At 64.0% G+C, this 13,659-nt stretch carries 16 protein-coding genes; 13 read left to right on the top strand and 3 right to left on the bottom strand.

The window, feature by feature from the left end; all coding sequences use genetic code 11:
* Nucleotides 1-11: 11 nt before the first annotated feature.
* A complete protein-coding gene (locus tag AC4PR2_RS13080; protein ID WP_492175195.1) occupies nt 12-1,073 on the bottom strand; it encodes a permease in 1,062 nt (353 codons plus the stop codon).
* Nucleotides 1,074-1,300: 227 nt separating this feature from the next.
* Between AC4PR2_RS13080 and phnF the strand changes: the two genes are divergently transcribed.
* The 11 genes from phnF to phnP are packed head-to-tail and all read left to right on the top strand — an operon-like array spanning nt 1,301 to nt 9,604.
* Entirely contained in the window at nt 1,301-2,029 is a 729-nt protein-coding gene (phnF, locus tag AC4PR2_RS13075; protein WP_015376439.1) for a phosphonate metabolism transcriptional regulator PhnF, read from the top strand.
* Nucleotides 2,030-2,473, top strand: coding sequence for a phosphonate C-P lyase system protein PhnG (gene phnG / locus AC4PR2_RS13070; protein ID WP_016929298.1), 444 nt, complete (start codon nt 2,030-2,032; stop codon nt 2,471-2,473). It abuts the gene before it with no gap.
* 3 nt (nt 2,474-2,476) lie between these two features.
* Nucleotides 2,477-3,058, top strand: coding sequence for a phosphonate C-P lyase system protein PhnH (gene phnH / locus AC4PR2_RS13065; RefSeq protein ID WP_048232515.1), 582 nt, complete (start codon nt 2,477-2,479; stop codon nt 3,056-3,058).
* A complete protein-coding gene (locus tag AC4PR2_RS13060; RefSeq protein ID WP_041037630.1) occupies nt 3,058-4,143 on the top strand; it encodes a carbon-phosphorus lyase complex subunit in 1,086 nt (361 codons plus the stop codon). The genes phnH and AC4PR2_RS13060 overlap by 1 nt, the downstream gene beginning before the upstream one ends.
* Entirely contained in the window at nt 4,136-4,996 is an 861-nt protein-coding gene (locus AC4PR2_RS13055) for an alpha-D-ribose 1-methylphosphonate 5-phosphate C-P-lyase PhnJ (RefSeq protein ID WP_049198733.1), read from the top strand. The genes AC4PR2_RS13060 and AC4PR2_RS13055 overlap by 8 nt, the downstream gene beginning before the upstream one ends.
* Nucleotides 4,996-5,784: a phosphonate C-P lyase system protein PhnK gene (gene phnK / locus AC4PR2_RS13050; RefSeq protein WP_038879071.1), complete on the top strand. Its 789-nt coding sequence runs from the start codon at nt 4,996-4,998 to the stop codon at nt 5,782-5,784. Before AC4PR2_RS13055 ends, phnK begins: the two co-directional genes overlap by 1 nt.
* 16 nt (nt 5,785-5,800) lie before the next feature.
* Nucleotides 5,801-6,505, top strand: a complete 705-nt coding sequence (gene phnL, locus AC4PR2_RS13045; protein ID WP_047729228.1) for a phosphonate C-P lyase system protein PhnL — start codon at nt 5,801-5,803, stop codon at nt 6,503-6,505.
* Complete coding sequence (gene phnM / locus AC4PR2_RS13040; RefSeq protein WP_015376433.1) at nt 6,505-7,641, top strand: alpha-D-ribose 1-methylphosphonate 5-triphosphate diphosphatase; 1,137 nt, start codon at nt 6,505-6,507, stop codon at nt 7,639-7,641. The genes phnL and phnM overlap by 1 nt, the downstream gene beginning before the upstream one ends.
* Nucleotides 7,641-8,210 carry a ribose 1,5-bisphosphokinase gene (phnN, locus tag AC4PR2_RS13035; protein WP_492175194.1) on the top strand — a complete coding sequence of 190 codons (570 nt, stop codon included), beginning with the start codon at nt 7,641-7,643 and terminating at the stop codon, nt 8,208-8,210. The genes phnM and phnN overlap by 1 nt, the downstream gene beginning before the upstream one ends.
* Nucleotides 8,207-8,809 (top strand): DapH/DapD/GlmU-related protein, encoded by a 603-nt coding sequence (locus AC4PR2_RS13030; protein WP_015376431.1) that lies wholly within the window; start codon nt 8,207-8,209, stop codon nt 8,807-8,809. Before phnN ends, AC4PR2_RS13030 begins: the two co-directional genes overlap by 4 nt.
* 12 nt (nt 8,810-8,821) lie before the next feature.
* Nucleotides 8,822-9,604 (top strand): phosphonate metabolism protein PhnP, encoded by a 783-nt coding sequence (gene phnP / locus AC4PR2_RS13025; protein WP_492175193.1) that lies wholly within the window; start codon nt 8,822-8,824, stop codon nt 9,602-9,604.
* Here phnP and AC4PR2_RS13020 read toward each other — a convergent pair.
* Together AC4PR2_RS13020 and AC4PR2_RS13015 are read right to left on the bottom strand one after the other, a co-directional pair.
* Nucleotides 9,561-10,193: an NAD(P)H-binding protein gene (locus tag AC4PR2_RS13020; RefSeq protein WP_492175192.1), complete on the bottom strand. Its 633-nt coding sequence runs from the start codon at nt 10,191-10,193 to the stop codon at nt 9,561-9,563. The two genes, phnP and AC4PR2_RS13020, sit on opposite strands and share 44 nt — an antisense overlap.
* 30 nt (nt 10,194-10,223) lie before the next feature.
* Complete coding sequence (locus AC4PR2_RS13015; protein WP_015376428.1) at nt 10,224-10,664, bottom strand: YhbP family protein; 441 nt, start codon at nt 10,662-10,664, stop codon at nt 10,224-10,226.
* Between the two features lie 433 nt (nt 10,665-11,097).
* Here AC4PR2_RS13015 and speFL point away from each other — a divergent pair, with 433 nt between their 5' ends.
* Together speFL and speF are read left to right on the top strand one after the other, a co-directional pair.
* Complete coding sequence (speFL, locus tag AC4PR2_RS13010; protein WP_004933443.1) at nt 11,098-11,202, top strand: leader peptide SpeFL; 105 nt, start codon at nt 11,098-11,100, stop codon at nt 11,200-11,202.
* 273 nt (nt 11,203-11,475) lie between these two features.
* Nucleotides 11,476-13,638 (top strand): ornithine decarboxylase SpeF, encoded by a 2,163-nt coding sequence (speF, locus tag AC4PR2_RS13005; RefSeq protein ID WP_060448244.1) that lies wholly within the window; start codon nt 11,476-11,478, stop codon nt 13,636-13,638.
* Nucleotides 13,639-13,659 lie beyond the last annotated feature (21 nt).

Genomic DNA, 13,659 nt, shown 5'->3' with positions numbered 1-13,659 from the left:
GCAACGGTAAGTTACACCAACACCAACCCCATCCCCACCACGCCGGTCAGTGCGCCGCACAGCGCCACCAGCGCCGCCGTCAGGCACAGCGCGCGGGCGGAGAAGGCCTTGTTGAGCATCAGCAGCGAAGGCAGGCTGACCGCCGGCAGGGTCATCAGCAGCGCCAGCGCCGGGCCTGCGCCCATGCCCGCCAGCATCATGGTCTGCACGATCGGGATTTCCGCCGCGGTGGGGATCACGAACAAGCAGCCGACTATCGCCAGCGCGATGATCCACAGCAGGCTATTGTCGACGGCGCCGTCGGCGTGCGGGAACAGCCAGACCCGCGCCGCGCCCAGCGCCAGCACCGCTAACACGTAGATCGGGATGGTCGACCAAAACAGCGCCCACAGCGCTTTGCCCCAGCGGGCGAGGAACGGCCGCTCGTCGCTCTGCGCCGTCAGCACCAAAGGCTGCGGCGCGGCGGGCTGCGGATCGTTGGCGGTCATGCGCTGCACCAGCCAGGCGATGCCCAGCACCATCACCACGCCCGCCACCAGGCGGATGGCGGCGAACGGCCAACCGAGCACAAACCCCATGAACACCAGCGTCGCCGGGTTCAATACCGGGTTGGCGAGCCAAAAGGCCAGCGCGGCGCCGCTGGACACCGACTGGCGGCGCATGCCGGCGGCGACCGGCGCGGCGCAGCAGGTGCACATCATGCCCGGCAGCGCGATCAGCGCCCCCAGCACGGTGCCGGAAAAACGCCGGTGGCCGAGCGTGCGCGCCAGCCAGTCGCGCGGGATCAGCACCTGCACCAGCGAACCTAGCAGCACGCCGAGCAGCGCCGCCTTCCACACCGCGGTGAAGTAGACCAGCGCGTACTGCCAGGCCGCCAGCCAGGGGCTCGCGGCGCCGTCGGCCAGGATCGATTTGCCGATCGAGTGGCTGTCCGCCGCTACGAACGCTTTGCCGTAGTAAGGCTGCCATTTGACGTAGTAGAGGCCGACGGCCACCACCAGCAGAAACAGGATCGGTTTCCACAGCGGCCAGGCGCGTGGGGCGGGTTCAGGGGCGTTCAGAGGTTGCGGCATGGTAGCGGCCAGAGTCAGTCAACAGTGGCGCCAGCATAGCGCGCCGCCGCCGCCCGTGCACGCCCGGGCTGTCCTAAATAGTTCATCTGTTCGCCACCGAGGCGTAACGCGATTGTCATCTGCGCCCGGCACCATGATGCCAACTTGAAAACCACAGGGTAGACGCCCGATGAAACGCACCGCTTCCGCCTTCATCGCACAGCCATCGGTATGACGAGGTTTTTATTATGATGGAGTTATCTAGACATCCGACCACTTACCCCACCCGCTATCAGCAGATCGCCGCGCAGCTGGAACAGGAGCTGCGCACGCAGTACCGCTGCGGCGACTACCTGCCTTCGGAACAGCAGCTGGCCGAGCGTTACCAGGTCAATCGCCACACCCTGCGCCGCGCGGTGGATCAGCTGGTGGAGCGCGGCTGGCTGCAGCGCCGCCACGGCGTCGGCATTCTGGTGCTGATGCGGCCTTACGACTACCCGCTGCACGCCAATACCCGCTTCAGCCAGAACCTGTTCGAGCAGGGCAGCCACCCCACCAGTGAGCGCTTACTCGCTGTCTTGCGCCCGTGCAATGGGCATGTCGCCAGCGCACTCTCGCGTGAAGAAGGCGAAATGGTGATCCACCTGCGCACCCTGCGCCGGGTCAACGGCGTGCCGATGAGCGTGATCGACCACTATCTGCCCGATCTGGACTGGTGGCCGGCGCTGCAGCAGTTCCACAGCGGTTCGCTGCACCAGTTTATCGAACAGCATCTCCAGCAGCCGCTGACCCGCCGCCAGACGCGCATCAGCGCGCGCCGCGCGCAGGCCAAAGAGAGCCGGCTGCTGGAGATCGCCACCCACGCGCCGCTGCTGTGCGTGCGCACCCTTAACGTCCGCAGCGGCGGCGAAGACGTGGCGGAATACTCCGTCAGCCTGGCCCGCGCCGACATGATTGAACTGACGATGGAGCACTGAATGCACGCCTTAGAGTCGAGACAACGCTGGATGTCGGTGCTGGCGCACAGCCGGCCCGAGCAGCTGCGCAGCCACTGGCAGGCGCTGAACCTCAGCCCGGGTTACCGCAGCATCCGCGCGCCGGAGATCGGCCTGGCCCAGCTGCAGGGGCGCATGGGCGCCACCGGCCGCCGCTTCGTGCTGGGGGACATGACGGTCACCCGCGCGGTGGTGCAGCTGGACAACGGCGGCTACGGCTACAGCTATATCGCCGGGCGCGACAAGGCGCACGCCGAGCTGTGCGCGCTGGCCGATGCGCTGCTGCAACAGCCGGAACACGGCGAACGCCTGCAACAACAGCTGATCGCGCCGCTGGCCGCGCTGCAGCACGAACAGCGCCAGCTGCGCGCCCGGGCGATCGCCGCCAGCCGGGTGGACTTCTTTACGCTGGTGCGAGGGGATTAAGCCATGAGTTTATTGACCGGTTTTGAACAACCGATAGACCAATCGCAGCACGCTTTCCGTTTGATTCTTAAAGCCTTGAGCGAACCGGGCCACCGGGTGACGCTGTCGAACGGCCCGGCCTGGGCGCCGCTGAACGCCGCCAGCACCGCCGCGCTGCTGACGCTGGCCGATCAGGAAACGCCGCTGCAGCTGTGCGCTGCGCTCAAAAGTGAGCAAGTGCTAACAAACATTCGTTTTCACAGCGGCGCGCCGCTGGCCGCCACGGCGCAGGAGGTCTGTTTTGCCCTGTTCGATGAGCAGCTGCAGGCCGCCGATCTGCAGGCGTTGCCGCACGGCACGGAAATCTCGCCGGAGTTTGGCGCCACGGTCATCGTGCAGCTCGCCGAGCTGGAGAGCGGCGCCCCGCTGCGCCTGACCGGCCCCGGCATCGAGAGCCAACGCCTGATTGCGCCGCGCCTGCCGCCGGCGCTGCTGGATTACCTGGTCAACCGCCCGCAGCGCTTCCCGCTGGGGCTGGATATCTTGCTGACCTGCGGCGATCGCCTGTTGGCGATCCCGCGGACCACCCGCGTGGAGGTGTGCTGATGTACGTAGCGGTAAAAGGGGGCGAAAAAGCCATTGAGGCCGCCCATCAGCTGCAGGAACAGCTGCGGCGCGGCGACGACGCGCTGCCGGCGATCGGCGCGGAACAAATCGAACAGCAGCTGGGGCTGGCGGTGGATCGGGTGATGACCGAAGGCGGCATCTACGATCGTGAGCTGGCGGCGCTGGCCATCAAACAGGCCAGCGGCGATCTGGTGGAGGCGATCTTCCTGCTGCGCGCCTACCGCACCACCCTGCCGCGCCTGGCGGTCAGCGAGCCGCTGGCCAGCGAAAACATGCGGCTGGAGCGGCGCATCTCGGCGGTTTACAAGGACTTGCCCGGCGGGCAGGTGCTGGGGCCGACCTACGACTACACCCACCGGCTGCTGGACTTCGCGCTGCTGGCGGAAGGCGAGGCGCCGCGTGCGCCGCAGGCCGACGAACCGCTGCCGGACAACTGCAGCCACGTGTTCGATCTGCTGTGTCGCCAGCAGCTGGCGCGGGAGGAACAGGACGACGGCAGTACGCCGGACGACATCACCCGCAACCCGCCGGTTTACCCCTGCTCGCGCTCGGCGCGCCTGCAGCAGCTGGTGCGCGGCGACGAAGGTTTTCTGCTGGCGCTCGGCTACGCCACCCAGCGCGGCTACGGCCGCAACCACCCGTTCGCCGGCGAGATCCGCACCGGCCACGTTTCGGTGGAGATCGTGCCTGAAGAGCTCGGTTTCGCCATCGACATCGGCGAAATCCTGCTGACCGAGTGCGAAATGGTCAACGGCTTTGTCGATCCCAAGGACCATCCGCCGCACTTCACCCGCGGTTACGGGCTGGTGTTCGGCCGCGCCGAACGCAAGGCGATGGCGATGGCGCTGGTGGACCGCGCATTGCAGAGCCCCGACTACGGCGAAGGCGTCGCCGGCCCGGCGCAGGACGAAGAGTTCGTGCTGGCCCACGCCGACAACGTCGAGGCCGCCGGCTTCGTCTCCCATCTCAAGCTGCCGCACTACGTCGACTTCCAGGCCGAACTGGAGCTGCTCAAGCGGCTGCGACAGGAATACAGCGAGCGTCAGGAGGCCCGCGATGAGTGAAGTATTGACCGGCTATAACCTCGGTTATCTGGACGAGCAGACCAAGCGCATGATCCGCCGCGCCATCCTGAAGGCGGTGGCGATCCCCGGCTATCAGGTGCCATTCGGCGGCCGCGAGATGCCGATGCCCTACGGCTGGGGCACCGGCGGCATTCAGCTCACCGCCAGCGTCATCGGCCGCGCCGACGTGCTGAAGGTGATCGACCAGGGCGCCGACGACACCACCAACGCGGTGTCGATCCGCCGCTTCTTCCAGCGCGTCGCCGGGGTAGAAACCACCGAACGCACGCCGGAGGCCACGCTGATCCAAACCCGTCACCGCATTCCGGAAACCGCGCTGAGCGAAGACCAGATCCTGATCTATCAGGTGCCGATCCCGGAGCCACTGCGCTTTATCGAACCGCGCGAAACCGAGACCCGCAAGATGCACGCGCTGGAGGAGTACGGCGTGATGCAGGTGAAGCTGTATGAAGACATCGCGCGCTACGGCCATATCGCCACCACCTACGCCTATCCGGTGAAGGTCAACGATCGCTACGTGATGGATCCGTCGCCGATCCCGAAATTCGACAACCCGAAAATGCACATGATGCCGGCGCTGCAGCTGTTCGGCGCCGGGCGCGAGAAACGCATCTACGCCCTGCCACCGTTCACCAAGGTGGAGAGCCTGGACTTCGACGACCATCCGTTCAGCGTGCAGCAGTGGGACGAACCCTGCGCGCTGTGCGGCTCGCGCCACAGCTACCTGGACGAGGTGGTGCTCGACGATCGGGGCAACCGCATGTTCGTCTGTTCGGACACCGACTACTGCCGGCAGCAGCTGGCGCAATCTTCGCAAGAGGCGCAGCACTGATGACTTCCACCCCTTTGAGCACCACTCCGCTGCTGTCGGTGAACCGGCTCACCCACCTGTACGCCCCCGGCAAGGGCTTCAGCGACGTGTCGTTCGACATCTACCCCGGCGAAGTGCTGGGCATCGTCGGCGAGTCAGGCTCCGGCAAAACCACACTGCTGAAGTCGATCTCGGCGCGGCTGGCGCCGCAGCGCGGGCAGATCCTTTACCGCCCGCAGGCGGGCCAGGAACAGGATCTGTACGCCATGGCGGAGAGCGATCGCCGCCGCCTGCTGCGCACCGACTGGGGCGTGGTGCACCAGCACCCGCTCGACGGGCTGCGGCCGCAGGTCTCCGCCGGCGGCAACATCGGTGAGCGGCTGATGGCCATCGGCCAGCGCCACTATGGCGACATTCGCCGCCAGGCCGGCCAGTGGCTGGAAGACGTCGAAATCCCGCTGTCGCGCCTCGACGATCTGCCGACCACCTTCTCCGGCGGCATGCAGCAGCGGCTGCAAATCGCCCGCAATCTGGTGACCCACCCCAAGCTGGTGTTTATGGATGAGCCGACCGGCGGGCTAGACGTGTCGGTGCAGGCGCGCCTGCTCGATCTGCTGCGCAACCTGGTGGTGGAAATGCAGCTGGCGGCGGTGATCGTCACCCACGATCTCGGCGTGGCGCGGCTGCTGGCCCACCGCCTGCTGGTGATGAAACAGGGTGAAGTGGTGGAGAGCGGCCTGACCGACCGGGTGCTGGACGATCCGCACCATCCCTACACCCAGCTGCTGGTTTCTTCGGTGCTGTCGTAACCCAAGGCGATAACAGATGACTATGCAAATCCGAGTTGAACATCTCAGTAAAACCTTTGTGCTGCACCAGCAGTACGGCACCCGCCTGCCGGTGCTGCACGACGCCAACCTGACGGTCCACGGCGGCGAATGCGTGGTGCTGCACGGCCACTCCGGCAGCGGCAAATCCACCCTGCTGCGCTCGCTGTACGCCAACTACCTGCCGGACAGCGGCCATATCTGGATCAACCACCAGGGCGACTGGCTGGACATGGTCAGCGCCGACGCGCGCCAAATTCTGGCGGTGCGCCGCCATACGCTGGGCTGGGTCAGCCAGTTCCTGCGGGTGATCCCGCGCATCAGCGCGCTGGAGGTGGTGATGCAGCCGCTGCTGGAACAGGGCGTCGAGCGCGCCGAGTGCCGCGAACGCGCCGAAGCGCTGCTCGCTGCGCTCAACGTGCCGCAGCGCCTGTGGCCGCTGGCGCCGTCCACCTTCTCCGGCGGCGAGCAGCAGCGGGTGAACATCGCGCGCGGCTTTATCGTCGATTACCCCATTCTGTTGCTGGACGAACCGACCGCCTCGCTCGACAGCCGCAACAGCGCGGCGGTGGTGCAACTTATCGAACGCGCCAAGGCGCGCGGCGCGGCGATCGTCGGCATTTTCCACGATGAAGGCGTCCGCCAACAGGTCGCCGACCGGCTTTATGACATGCAGGCGCCGCAGGCGCTGGAGGCCCTCTGATGATCGTCAATAACGTTAAGCTGGTGCTGGATGACCAGGTGGTGCAAGGCTCGCTGGAGATGCAGGACGGCGTGATCCGCAGCTTCGCCGACGGCCCGAGCCGGCTGCCGCAGGCGCTGGACGGCGACGGCGGCTGGCTGCTGCCGGGGCTGATCGAGCTGCATACCGACAACCTGGACAAGTTCTTTACCCCGCGCCCGAACGTTGACTGGCCGGCCCATTCGGCGATGAGCAGCCACGACGCGCTGATGGTGGCCAACGGCATCACCACGGTATTGGACGCGGTGGCGATCGGCGACGTGCGCGATGGCGGCCACCGGCTGGAAAACCTGCAGAAGATGATCGACGCGGTGATCCACAGTCAGCGCGCCGGGGTGAACCGCGCCGAGCACCGGCTGCACCTGCGCTGCGAGCTGCCGCACGAGAGCACCCTGCCGCTGTTCGAACAGCTGATGGACAAGCCGGGCGTGTCGCTGGTGTCGCTGATGGACCATTCGCCGGGCCAGCGCCAGTTCGCCTCGCGCGAAAAATACCGCGAATACTATCAGGGCAAATATCACCTCAACGACCAGCAGATGAGCGAGTACGAGGAGCAGCAGGTCGCCCTGTCCGCCCGCTGGGCCGCGCCGAACCGCGAGGCGATCGCCGCCCACTGCCGCGCGCGCCGCATCTCGCTGGCCAGCCATGACGACGCCACCGCCGCGCACGTGGCCGAATCCTGCGCGCTGGGCAGCGCCATCGCCGAGTTCCCCACCACCGAGGCAGCCGCCCGCGCCTCGCACCAGCAGGGCCTGCAGGTGCTGATGGGCGCGCCGAACATCGTGCGCGGCGGTTCCCACTCCGGCAACGTGGCGGCGCACCACCTGGCGGCGCTGGGGGTGCTGGATATTCTCTCTTCCGATTATTACCCGGCCAGCCTGCTGGACGCGGCGTTTCGCCTCGCGGCGGACGAGCGCAACGCCTACGATCTGCCCCAGGCGGTACGCATGATCACCCGCAACCCGGCGCGGGCGCTGGATCTGCAGGATCGCGGCACCCTCGCCGAAGGACTGCGGGCGGATCTGGTGCTGGCGCGGCCGCACGGCGAGCACGTTTATGTGCAGAACGTGTGGCGCCAGGGCAGGCAGGTGTTCTGATGGCGCGGCTCATCTACCTGATGGGGCCTTCCGGCGCAGGCAAGGACAGCCTGCTGGCCGCGCTGCGGGCCGACGCCGACAGCGCGCCGCTGGTGGCGCACCGTTACATCACCCGGCCGGCGGACGCCGGCTGCGAGAATCACATCGCGCTGAGCGAACCGGAATTTCTGCGCCGCCGCGCCAAGGGGCTGTTCGCGCTCGACTGGCAGGCGCATCAGCAGCACTACGCGTTCGGGATCGAGGTGGATCTTTGGCTGCTGCAGGGGATCGACGTGGCGGTCAACGGTTCGCGCGCCCACCTGCCGCAGGCGCAGCAGCGCTATGGTGCGCAGCTGCTGCCGGTGTGCCTGCAGGTCAGCGCGGGGATCCTGCGCCGGCGCCTGCAGGATCGCGGGCGAGAAAGCGCCGAACAGATCGAGCAGCGGCTGGCGCGGGCGGCGGAATATCAGCAGAGTCTGCCCGCCGGCTGCCGGGTGCTGCACAACGATGGCCCACTCGACGACACTTTGGCAGCGCTGCTGGCGCTGCTGCCCACCCCTACCCGACAAGCTCAGGACGCGACGCCATGAACGACTTTGCCCAGCCGAAAATCGGCGACAACGTGACCCTTAACCGCACCCGGCTCGGCCAGTATGTGCACCTGGCCGACGATGCGATCCTGGAAGAGGTGGAGATGGGGGACTACTCCTACACCGCCGGGCACAACCAGATCTTTTACGCCACCATCGGCAAGTTCGTCTCCATCGCCTCCTATGCGCGCATCAATCCCGGCAACCACCCAACCTACCAGCGCATCGCGCAGCACCACTTTACCTACCGCGCCTCCGAATACGGGCTGGGGGAAGACGACGCGGCGTTCTTCGACTGGCGGCGCGAGCACCACGTCACCGTCGGCCACGACGTGTGGATCGGCCATAACGCCATCCTGATGCCGGGCGTCAGCGTCGGTAACGGCGCGGTGATCGGCAGCGCGGCGGTGGTCACCAAGGACGTGGAGCCTTACAGCATCGTCGCCGGCGTGGCGGCCAAGAAGATCGGCATGCGCTTTGACGACGCGCTGATAGAACGCATCGAACGCAGCCAGTGGTGGCACTGGGATCATGCCACACTGCAGGCGCGGCTGGCGGATTTTCGCGACATCAACCGCTTTGCCCAGAAGTACCTTTAACGGAGGGGAGCGATGCAACTGACCTTTCTCGGCACCGGCGGCGCGCAGCAGGTGCCGGTGTTCGGCTGCGACTGCCTGATCTGCCAACGGGCGCGGCGCGAGCCGGCATTTCGGCGGCGAGCGTGCAGCGCCATGCTTAACTATCAGGGGGAAACGACCTTATTGGATGCGGGATTGCCGGCTTTGGAGCGGCGATTTTCGGCGGGGCAAATTCAACGTTTTTTACTGACACATTACCACATGGATCACGTCCAGGGGTTATTTCCTTTGCGTTGGGGGTGCGGAAATTCCATTCCGGTGTATGGCCCGCCGGATGAACAGGGCTGCGACGACCTGTTCAAACACCCCGGCATTCTGGCGTTTCAGCCGCCGCTGGCGCCCTTTGCCACCGTCGAGCTGGGCGGCATGCGCATCACCCCGCTGCCGCTGCAACACTCCAAGCTGACCCACGGCTATCTGATCCAGGCGGCAGGCGCTTCGCTGGCCTACCTGACTGACACCGTCGGCCTGCCGCCGGCCACCGTCGACTATCTGCAAAACGTGGCGCTGGATCTGCTGGTGCTCGATTGCAGCCTGCCGCCTCAGCCGCAGGCGCCGCGCAACCACAATGACCTGACCCGCGCGCAGGAGACGCAGCGGTTGCTGCAGCCCAAACGCACGCTGCTGACGCACATCAGCCATCATCTCGATCTGTGGCTGCTGGACAACGAACTGCCCGCCGGGCTGGAGCTGGCGTTCGATCACCTCAGCGTCAGCCTCGGTAGCAGTGCAGCCGATCCGACTCCAGCACCCTGACCCCTTCGCCCGGCGTGAACGCCTGCTGCAGCAGCGTTTGCGCCACGTCTTTGGCGGAGACGGCGCGCCATTTGCCGGGCAGCAGCCTGAACAGCGGCAGCGTGAGGCGCTCCATCAGGCGCGGCGCAGGGCGATCCCCCACCAGCATAGAAGGCCGCACCAGCGTCAGGCGCGGCCAGTGCTGTTCGCGCAGCGCCTGCTCCATCTCGCCTTTGGTGCGGTTATACAGGAAGGTGGAATCCGCGTTGGCGCCCAGCGCGCTCACCACCAGACAGTGCTGCGCCCCCAAGCGACGGCCGGTCAGCGCGCTCTCCACCACCAGTTGATAATCGACGTAGCGGAAGGCATCGGCGCTGCCCGCCGCCCGGCGGGTGGTGCCCAGACAGCAGAACACCAGATCGACCGGCTGCTGCAGGCTACTCAGCAGCTCGAACAGCGCATCGCCGACCGGGTTGGTCAGCTTGCCGTGCGGCGGCAGCGGCGTGCGCGTCGGCGCCACGATGGCCGTTATATGCGGATCGCTTTGCAACCGCTGCAACAACTCGCGCCCCACCAACCCGGTTGCGCCGACTAACAGTGCTCGCGCCATGCAATCTCCCGTTGTAATCAATACGTCAACTTAAAGTATAGACCGCGCCCAATGCAGCTTCTTGCCGAAGCCGAGGGTGTTGTCGGTCATCTTCACCTCGTGCAGATCCAGCCGCCAAACCGAGGCCTTCATCGCCCTGGCGATCGGGAAGCGCTTGCAGTAACGCGCGCGCGCCGCCTCGGCTTCTTCGCCGCTCAGCAGCACCGCCTCGGCGCGATACTGCACGCCGCGGATCAGCGCGATGCTTTTCGGCTTCGGCGCGATGGTGCCAACCACCCGGCCGTTGTTCAGCATCAGCCCGCCGTGGCGGGTGTGCGGTTCGGTCATCAGCCACAGCGCCATCGTCGCGGCGTCGAACACGTAAAAACAGTTGGCGCACCACATGTCGAGACCGTCGCCGGCGCACAGCGTCAAGACGTGTTGTTTGCCGATGAAATCCGCAATCTGCTGCCGTTGTTCTGGGGTATTCAAGGTTGCTCGCCTCCCTGTTCACTCACTTCATCTTACCCTGCGTTGTTGAGGCGAGTCACAAATAACGATAATCATCAAAAACCAAAAGTGAATATAAAAACACAATAAATGCATTTTTATTAATTTAAGCCCGAAGCGGATTTATAACATAAAAAATACAAGACGGATTTATTTGATCGTTATGCAACCGGTTAATCGCGCGATTGTATTTTTCCTATCCTGACGGCATGCAAAATTAACGCACCGCCCCGGTACCGATTAGCAATTCGTTTACATGCCCGTTCGCTCGCCTGAACGCTGTTTATGCAATCTACTGCATAACAGGTGAATAGTTATTTATAAACACCGGCATTTATGTGACTTTCATCACGATTTTTAGCCCACCTTGCGTTAAAATAGCGCCATCTTTTCACTCAGCAAGGTGGATTAGAAAATGGAAAACAATAACCGAAAAATGGCGCATATCAGGCGCACAACCCATATTATGATGATGGCTCATCGCAGCTGCTTTAGCTTCGCATTCTTCAACTACAGATAACCCTCCCCCTCGCTCTTACGCCGTTGATAAGAGTGTCATTGCGTTTTTATTTATTCTCCGCACGCCGGTGATAATATCGCTTTCTCGCTAACCGGGAAGGACACGCAATTCATTCTTAATTTCGGCCAAGCGCATCCAAGCTAAATAAAACAGCGAACACAGTTAATGCCACTCGGCATCACTGGGTTCTCGCACACCTTTATTTTCGTGAAGGCGTTAGCGGCAAATGGAATTATTTGCCGACGGACTGCCTTTGCCTGAAGAATGAGAAAAATGAAAAAATTAAAAATTGCCGCCAACACCCAAACCCTCGGCTGCTTTGAAACTGAACGCGACATCGTCGATGTGCACCACAGCGATTTTAATGACGTCGCCGCCATCGTGCTGTCGGTAGACGACGTCACGCAAGGCATGGTGGCGCGCATCGAAGAGCACGGCCTGAACATTCCGCTGTTCGTCGCCGTCTGCTGCGAAGAAGAGCTGGATAACGCCGTATTGCCGGCGCTGCACGGCGTGTTTGAGCTGTGCGGCAAGAATACCCAGTTCTACGGCAAACAGCTGGAGGCCGCCGCCGCCAAATATGAGAGCGAGCTGCTGCCACCGTTCTTCAACACGCTGACGCAATACGTAGAAATGGGCAACGCCACCTTCGCCTGCCCCGGCCACCAGGGCGGCGAGTTCTTCCGCAAACACCCGGCGGGCCGCCAGTTCTTCGACTTCTACGGCGAAACGCTTTTCCGCTCCGACATGTGCAACGCCGACGTCAAACTGGGCGATCTGTTGATCCACGAAGGCGCGCCTTGCGCCGCCCAGCAGCACGCCGCCAAGGTATTCAACGCCGACAAGACCTACTTCGTGCTCAACGGCACCTCGGCCTCGAACAAGGTGGCGACCAACGCCCTGCTGACGCGCGGCGATCTGGTGCTGTTCGACCGCAACAACCATAAATCCAACCACCACGGCGCGTTGATCCAGGCCGGTGCCACGCCGGTGTATCTGGAGACCGCCCGCAACCCGTTCGGCTTTATCGGCGGCATCGACGCGCACTGCTTCGACGAACGCTACCTGCGCCAACAGATCCGCGAAGTGGCGCCGGAACGCGCCAACGAAGCCCGCCCGTTCCGCCTGGCGATCATCCAGCTCGGCACCTACGACGGCACCATCTACAACGCCCGCCAGGTGGTCGACAAGATTGGCCACCTGTGCGATTACATCCTGTTCGACTCCGCCTGGGTAGGCTATGAGCAGTTCATTCCGATGATGAAAGACTGCTCACCGCTGCTGCTGGAGCTGAACGAAAACGATCCCGGCATCATCGTCACCCAGTCGGTGCACAAACAGCAGGCCGGCTTCTCGCAAACCTCGCAGATCCACAAAAAAGATAAGCACATCAAGGGCCAAAGCCGCTACTGCAACCACAAGCGCTTCAACAACGCCTTTATGCTGCACGCCTCCACCAGCCCGTTCTATCCGCTGTTCGCCGCGCTGGACGTCAACGCCAAGATGCACGAGGGCAAAAGCGGCCAGCGCCTGTGGCAGGAGTGCGTGCGCGTGGGGATCGAAGCGCGCAAAATGCTGCTGGACACCTGCACGATGATCAAACCGTTCGTGCCGGATCAGATCGACGGCAAACCGTGGCAGGCCTATGACACCGCGGCGATGGCCAACGATCTGCGCTTCTTCAACTTCGTGCCCGGCGAAAAATGGCACGCCTTTGAGGGCTATGCCGAATCGCAGTACTTCGTCGATCCGTGCAAACTGCTGCTCACCACGCCGGGCATCGATACCGCCACCGGCAGCTACAGCGAGTTCGGCATCCCGGCGACCATTCTGGCCAACTACCTGCGTGAAAACGGCATCGTGCCGGAAAAATGCGATCTCAACTCGATCCTGTTCCTGCTGACGCCGGCGGAAGACATCGCCAAGATGCAGCATCTGGTGGCCCTGATCGCCCGCTTCGAGAAGCACATCGAGCAGAACTCCCTGCTCAGCGAGGTGCTGCCTGCGGTCTATAAAAACCACCAGCAGCGCTACAAAAACTACACCATCCGCCAGCTGTGCCAGGAAATGCACGACCTTTACGTCAGCTACGACGTTAAAGAGCTGCAAAAAGAGATGTTCCGCAAAAGTTATTTCCCGCGCGTGGTGATGAATCCGCAGGACGCCAATACCGAGTTCGTGCGCGGCAATGTGGAATTGGTCTCGCTGGCCAAGGCCGAGGGCCGCATCGCCGCCGAAGGCGCCCTGCCTTACCCGCCGGGCGTGCTGTGCGTGGTACCCGGTGAAATTTGGGGCGGCGCCGCGCAGCGTTATTTCCTGGCATTGGAAGAAGGCATCAACTTATTGCCGGGATTCGCGCCGGAATTGCAGGGCGTTTATATCCAACAGGATGAGGACGGCTGGAACCGCGCTTACGGCTACGTCATGAAAAATTAATCACCTTACGGGGCGGCGATG

Source organism: Serratia sp. A07, assembly GCF_058725505.1.
Note: the sequence above shows the minus strand (reverse complement) of the source record. Positions and strands in the feature narration are given on the sequence as shown.

Excerpts from the sequence above, each read along its gene's own strand:
- AC4PR2_RS13080 (WP_492175195.1), bottom strand. The coding sequence starts at position 1,073 with ATGCCGCAACCTCTGAACGCCCCTGAACCCGCCCCACGCGCCTGGCCG.
- phnF (WP_015376439.1), top strand. The coding sequence starts at position 1,301 with ATGATGGAGTTATCTAGACATCCGACCACTTACCCCACCCGCTATCAG.
- phnG (WP_016929298.1), top strand. The coding sequence starts at position 2,030 with ATGCACGCCTTAGAGTCGAGACAACGCTGGATGTCGGTGCTGGCGCAC.
- phnH (WP_048232515.1), top strand. The coding sequence starts at position 2,477 with ATGAGTTTATTGACCGGTTTTGAACAACCGATAGACCAATCGCAGCAC.
- AC4PR2_RS13060 (WP_041037630.1), top strand. The coding sequence starts at position 3,058 with ATGTACGTAGCGGTAAAAGGGGGCGAAAAAGCCATTGAGGCCGCCCAT.
- AC4PR2_RS13055 (WP_049198733.1), top strand. The coding sequence starts at position 4,136 with ATGAGTGAAGTATTGACCGGCTATAACCTCGGTTATCTGGACGAGCAG.
- phnK (WP_038879071.1), top strand. The coding sequence starts at position 4,996 with ATGACTTCCACCCCTTTGAGCACCACTCCGCTGCTGTCGGTGAACCGG.
- phnL (WP_047729228.1), top strand. The coding sequence starts at position 5,801 with ATGACTATGCAAATCCGAGTTGAACATCTCAGTAAAACCTTTGTGCTG.
- phnM (WP_015376433.1), top strand. The coding sequence starts at position 6,505 with ATGATCGTCAATAACGTTAAGCTGGTGCTGGATGACCAGGTGGTGCAA.
- phnN (WP_492175194.1), top strand. The coding sequence starts at position 7,641 with ATGGCGCGGCTCATCTACCTGATGGGGCCTTCCGGCGCAGGCAAGGAC.
- AC4PR2_RS13030 (WP_015376431.1), top strand. The coding sequence starts at position 8,207 with ATGAACGACTTTGCCCAGCCGAAAATCGGCGACAACGTGACCCTTAAC.
- phnP (WP_492175193.1), top strand. The coding sequence starts at position 8,822 with ATGCAACTGACCTTTCTCGGCACCGGCGGCGCGCAGCAGGTGCCGGTG.
- AC4PR2_RS13020 (WP_492175192.1), bottom strand. The coding sequence starts at position 10,193 with ATGGCGCGAGCACTGTTAGTCGGCGCAACCGGGTTGGTGGGGCGCGAG.
- speFL (WP_004933443.1), top strand. The coding sequence starts at position 11,098 with ATGGAAAACAATAACCGAAAAATGGCGCATATCAGGCGCACAACCCAT.
- speF (WP_060448244.1), top strand. The coding sequence starts at position 11,476 with ATGAAAAAATTAAAAATTGCCGCCAACACCCAAACCCTCGGCTGCTTT.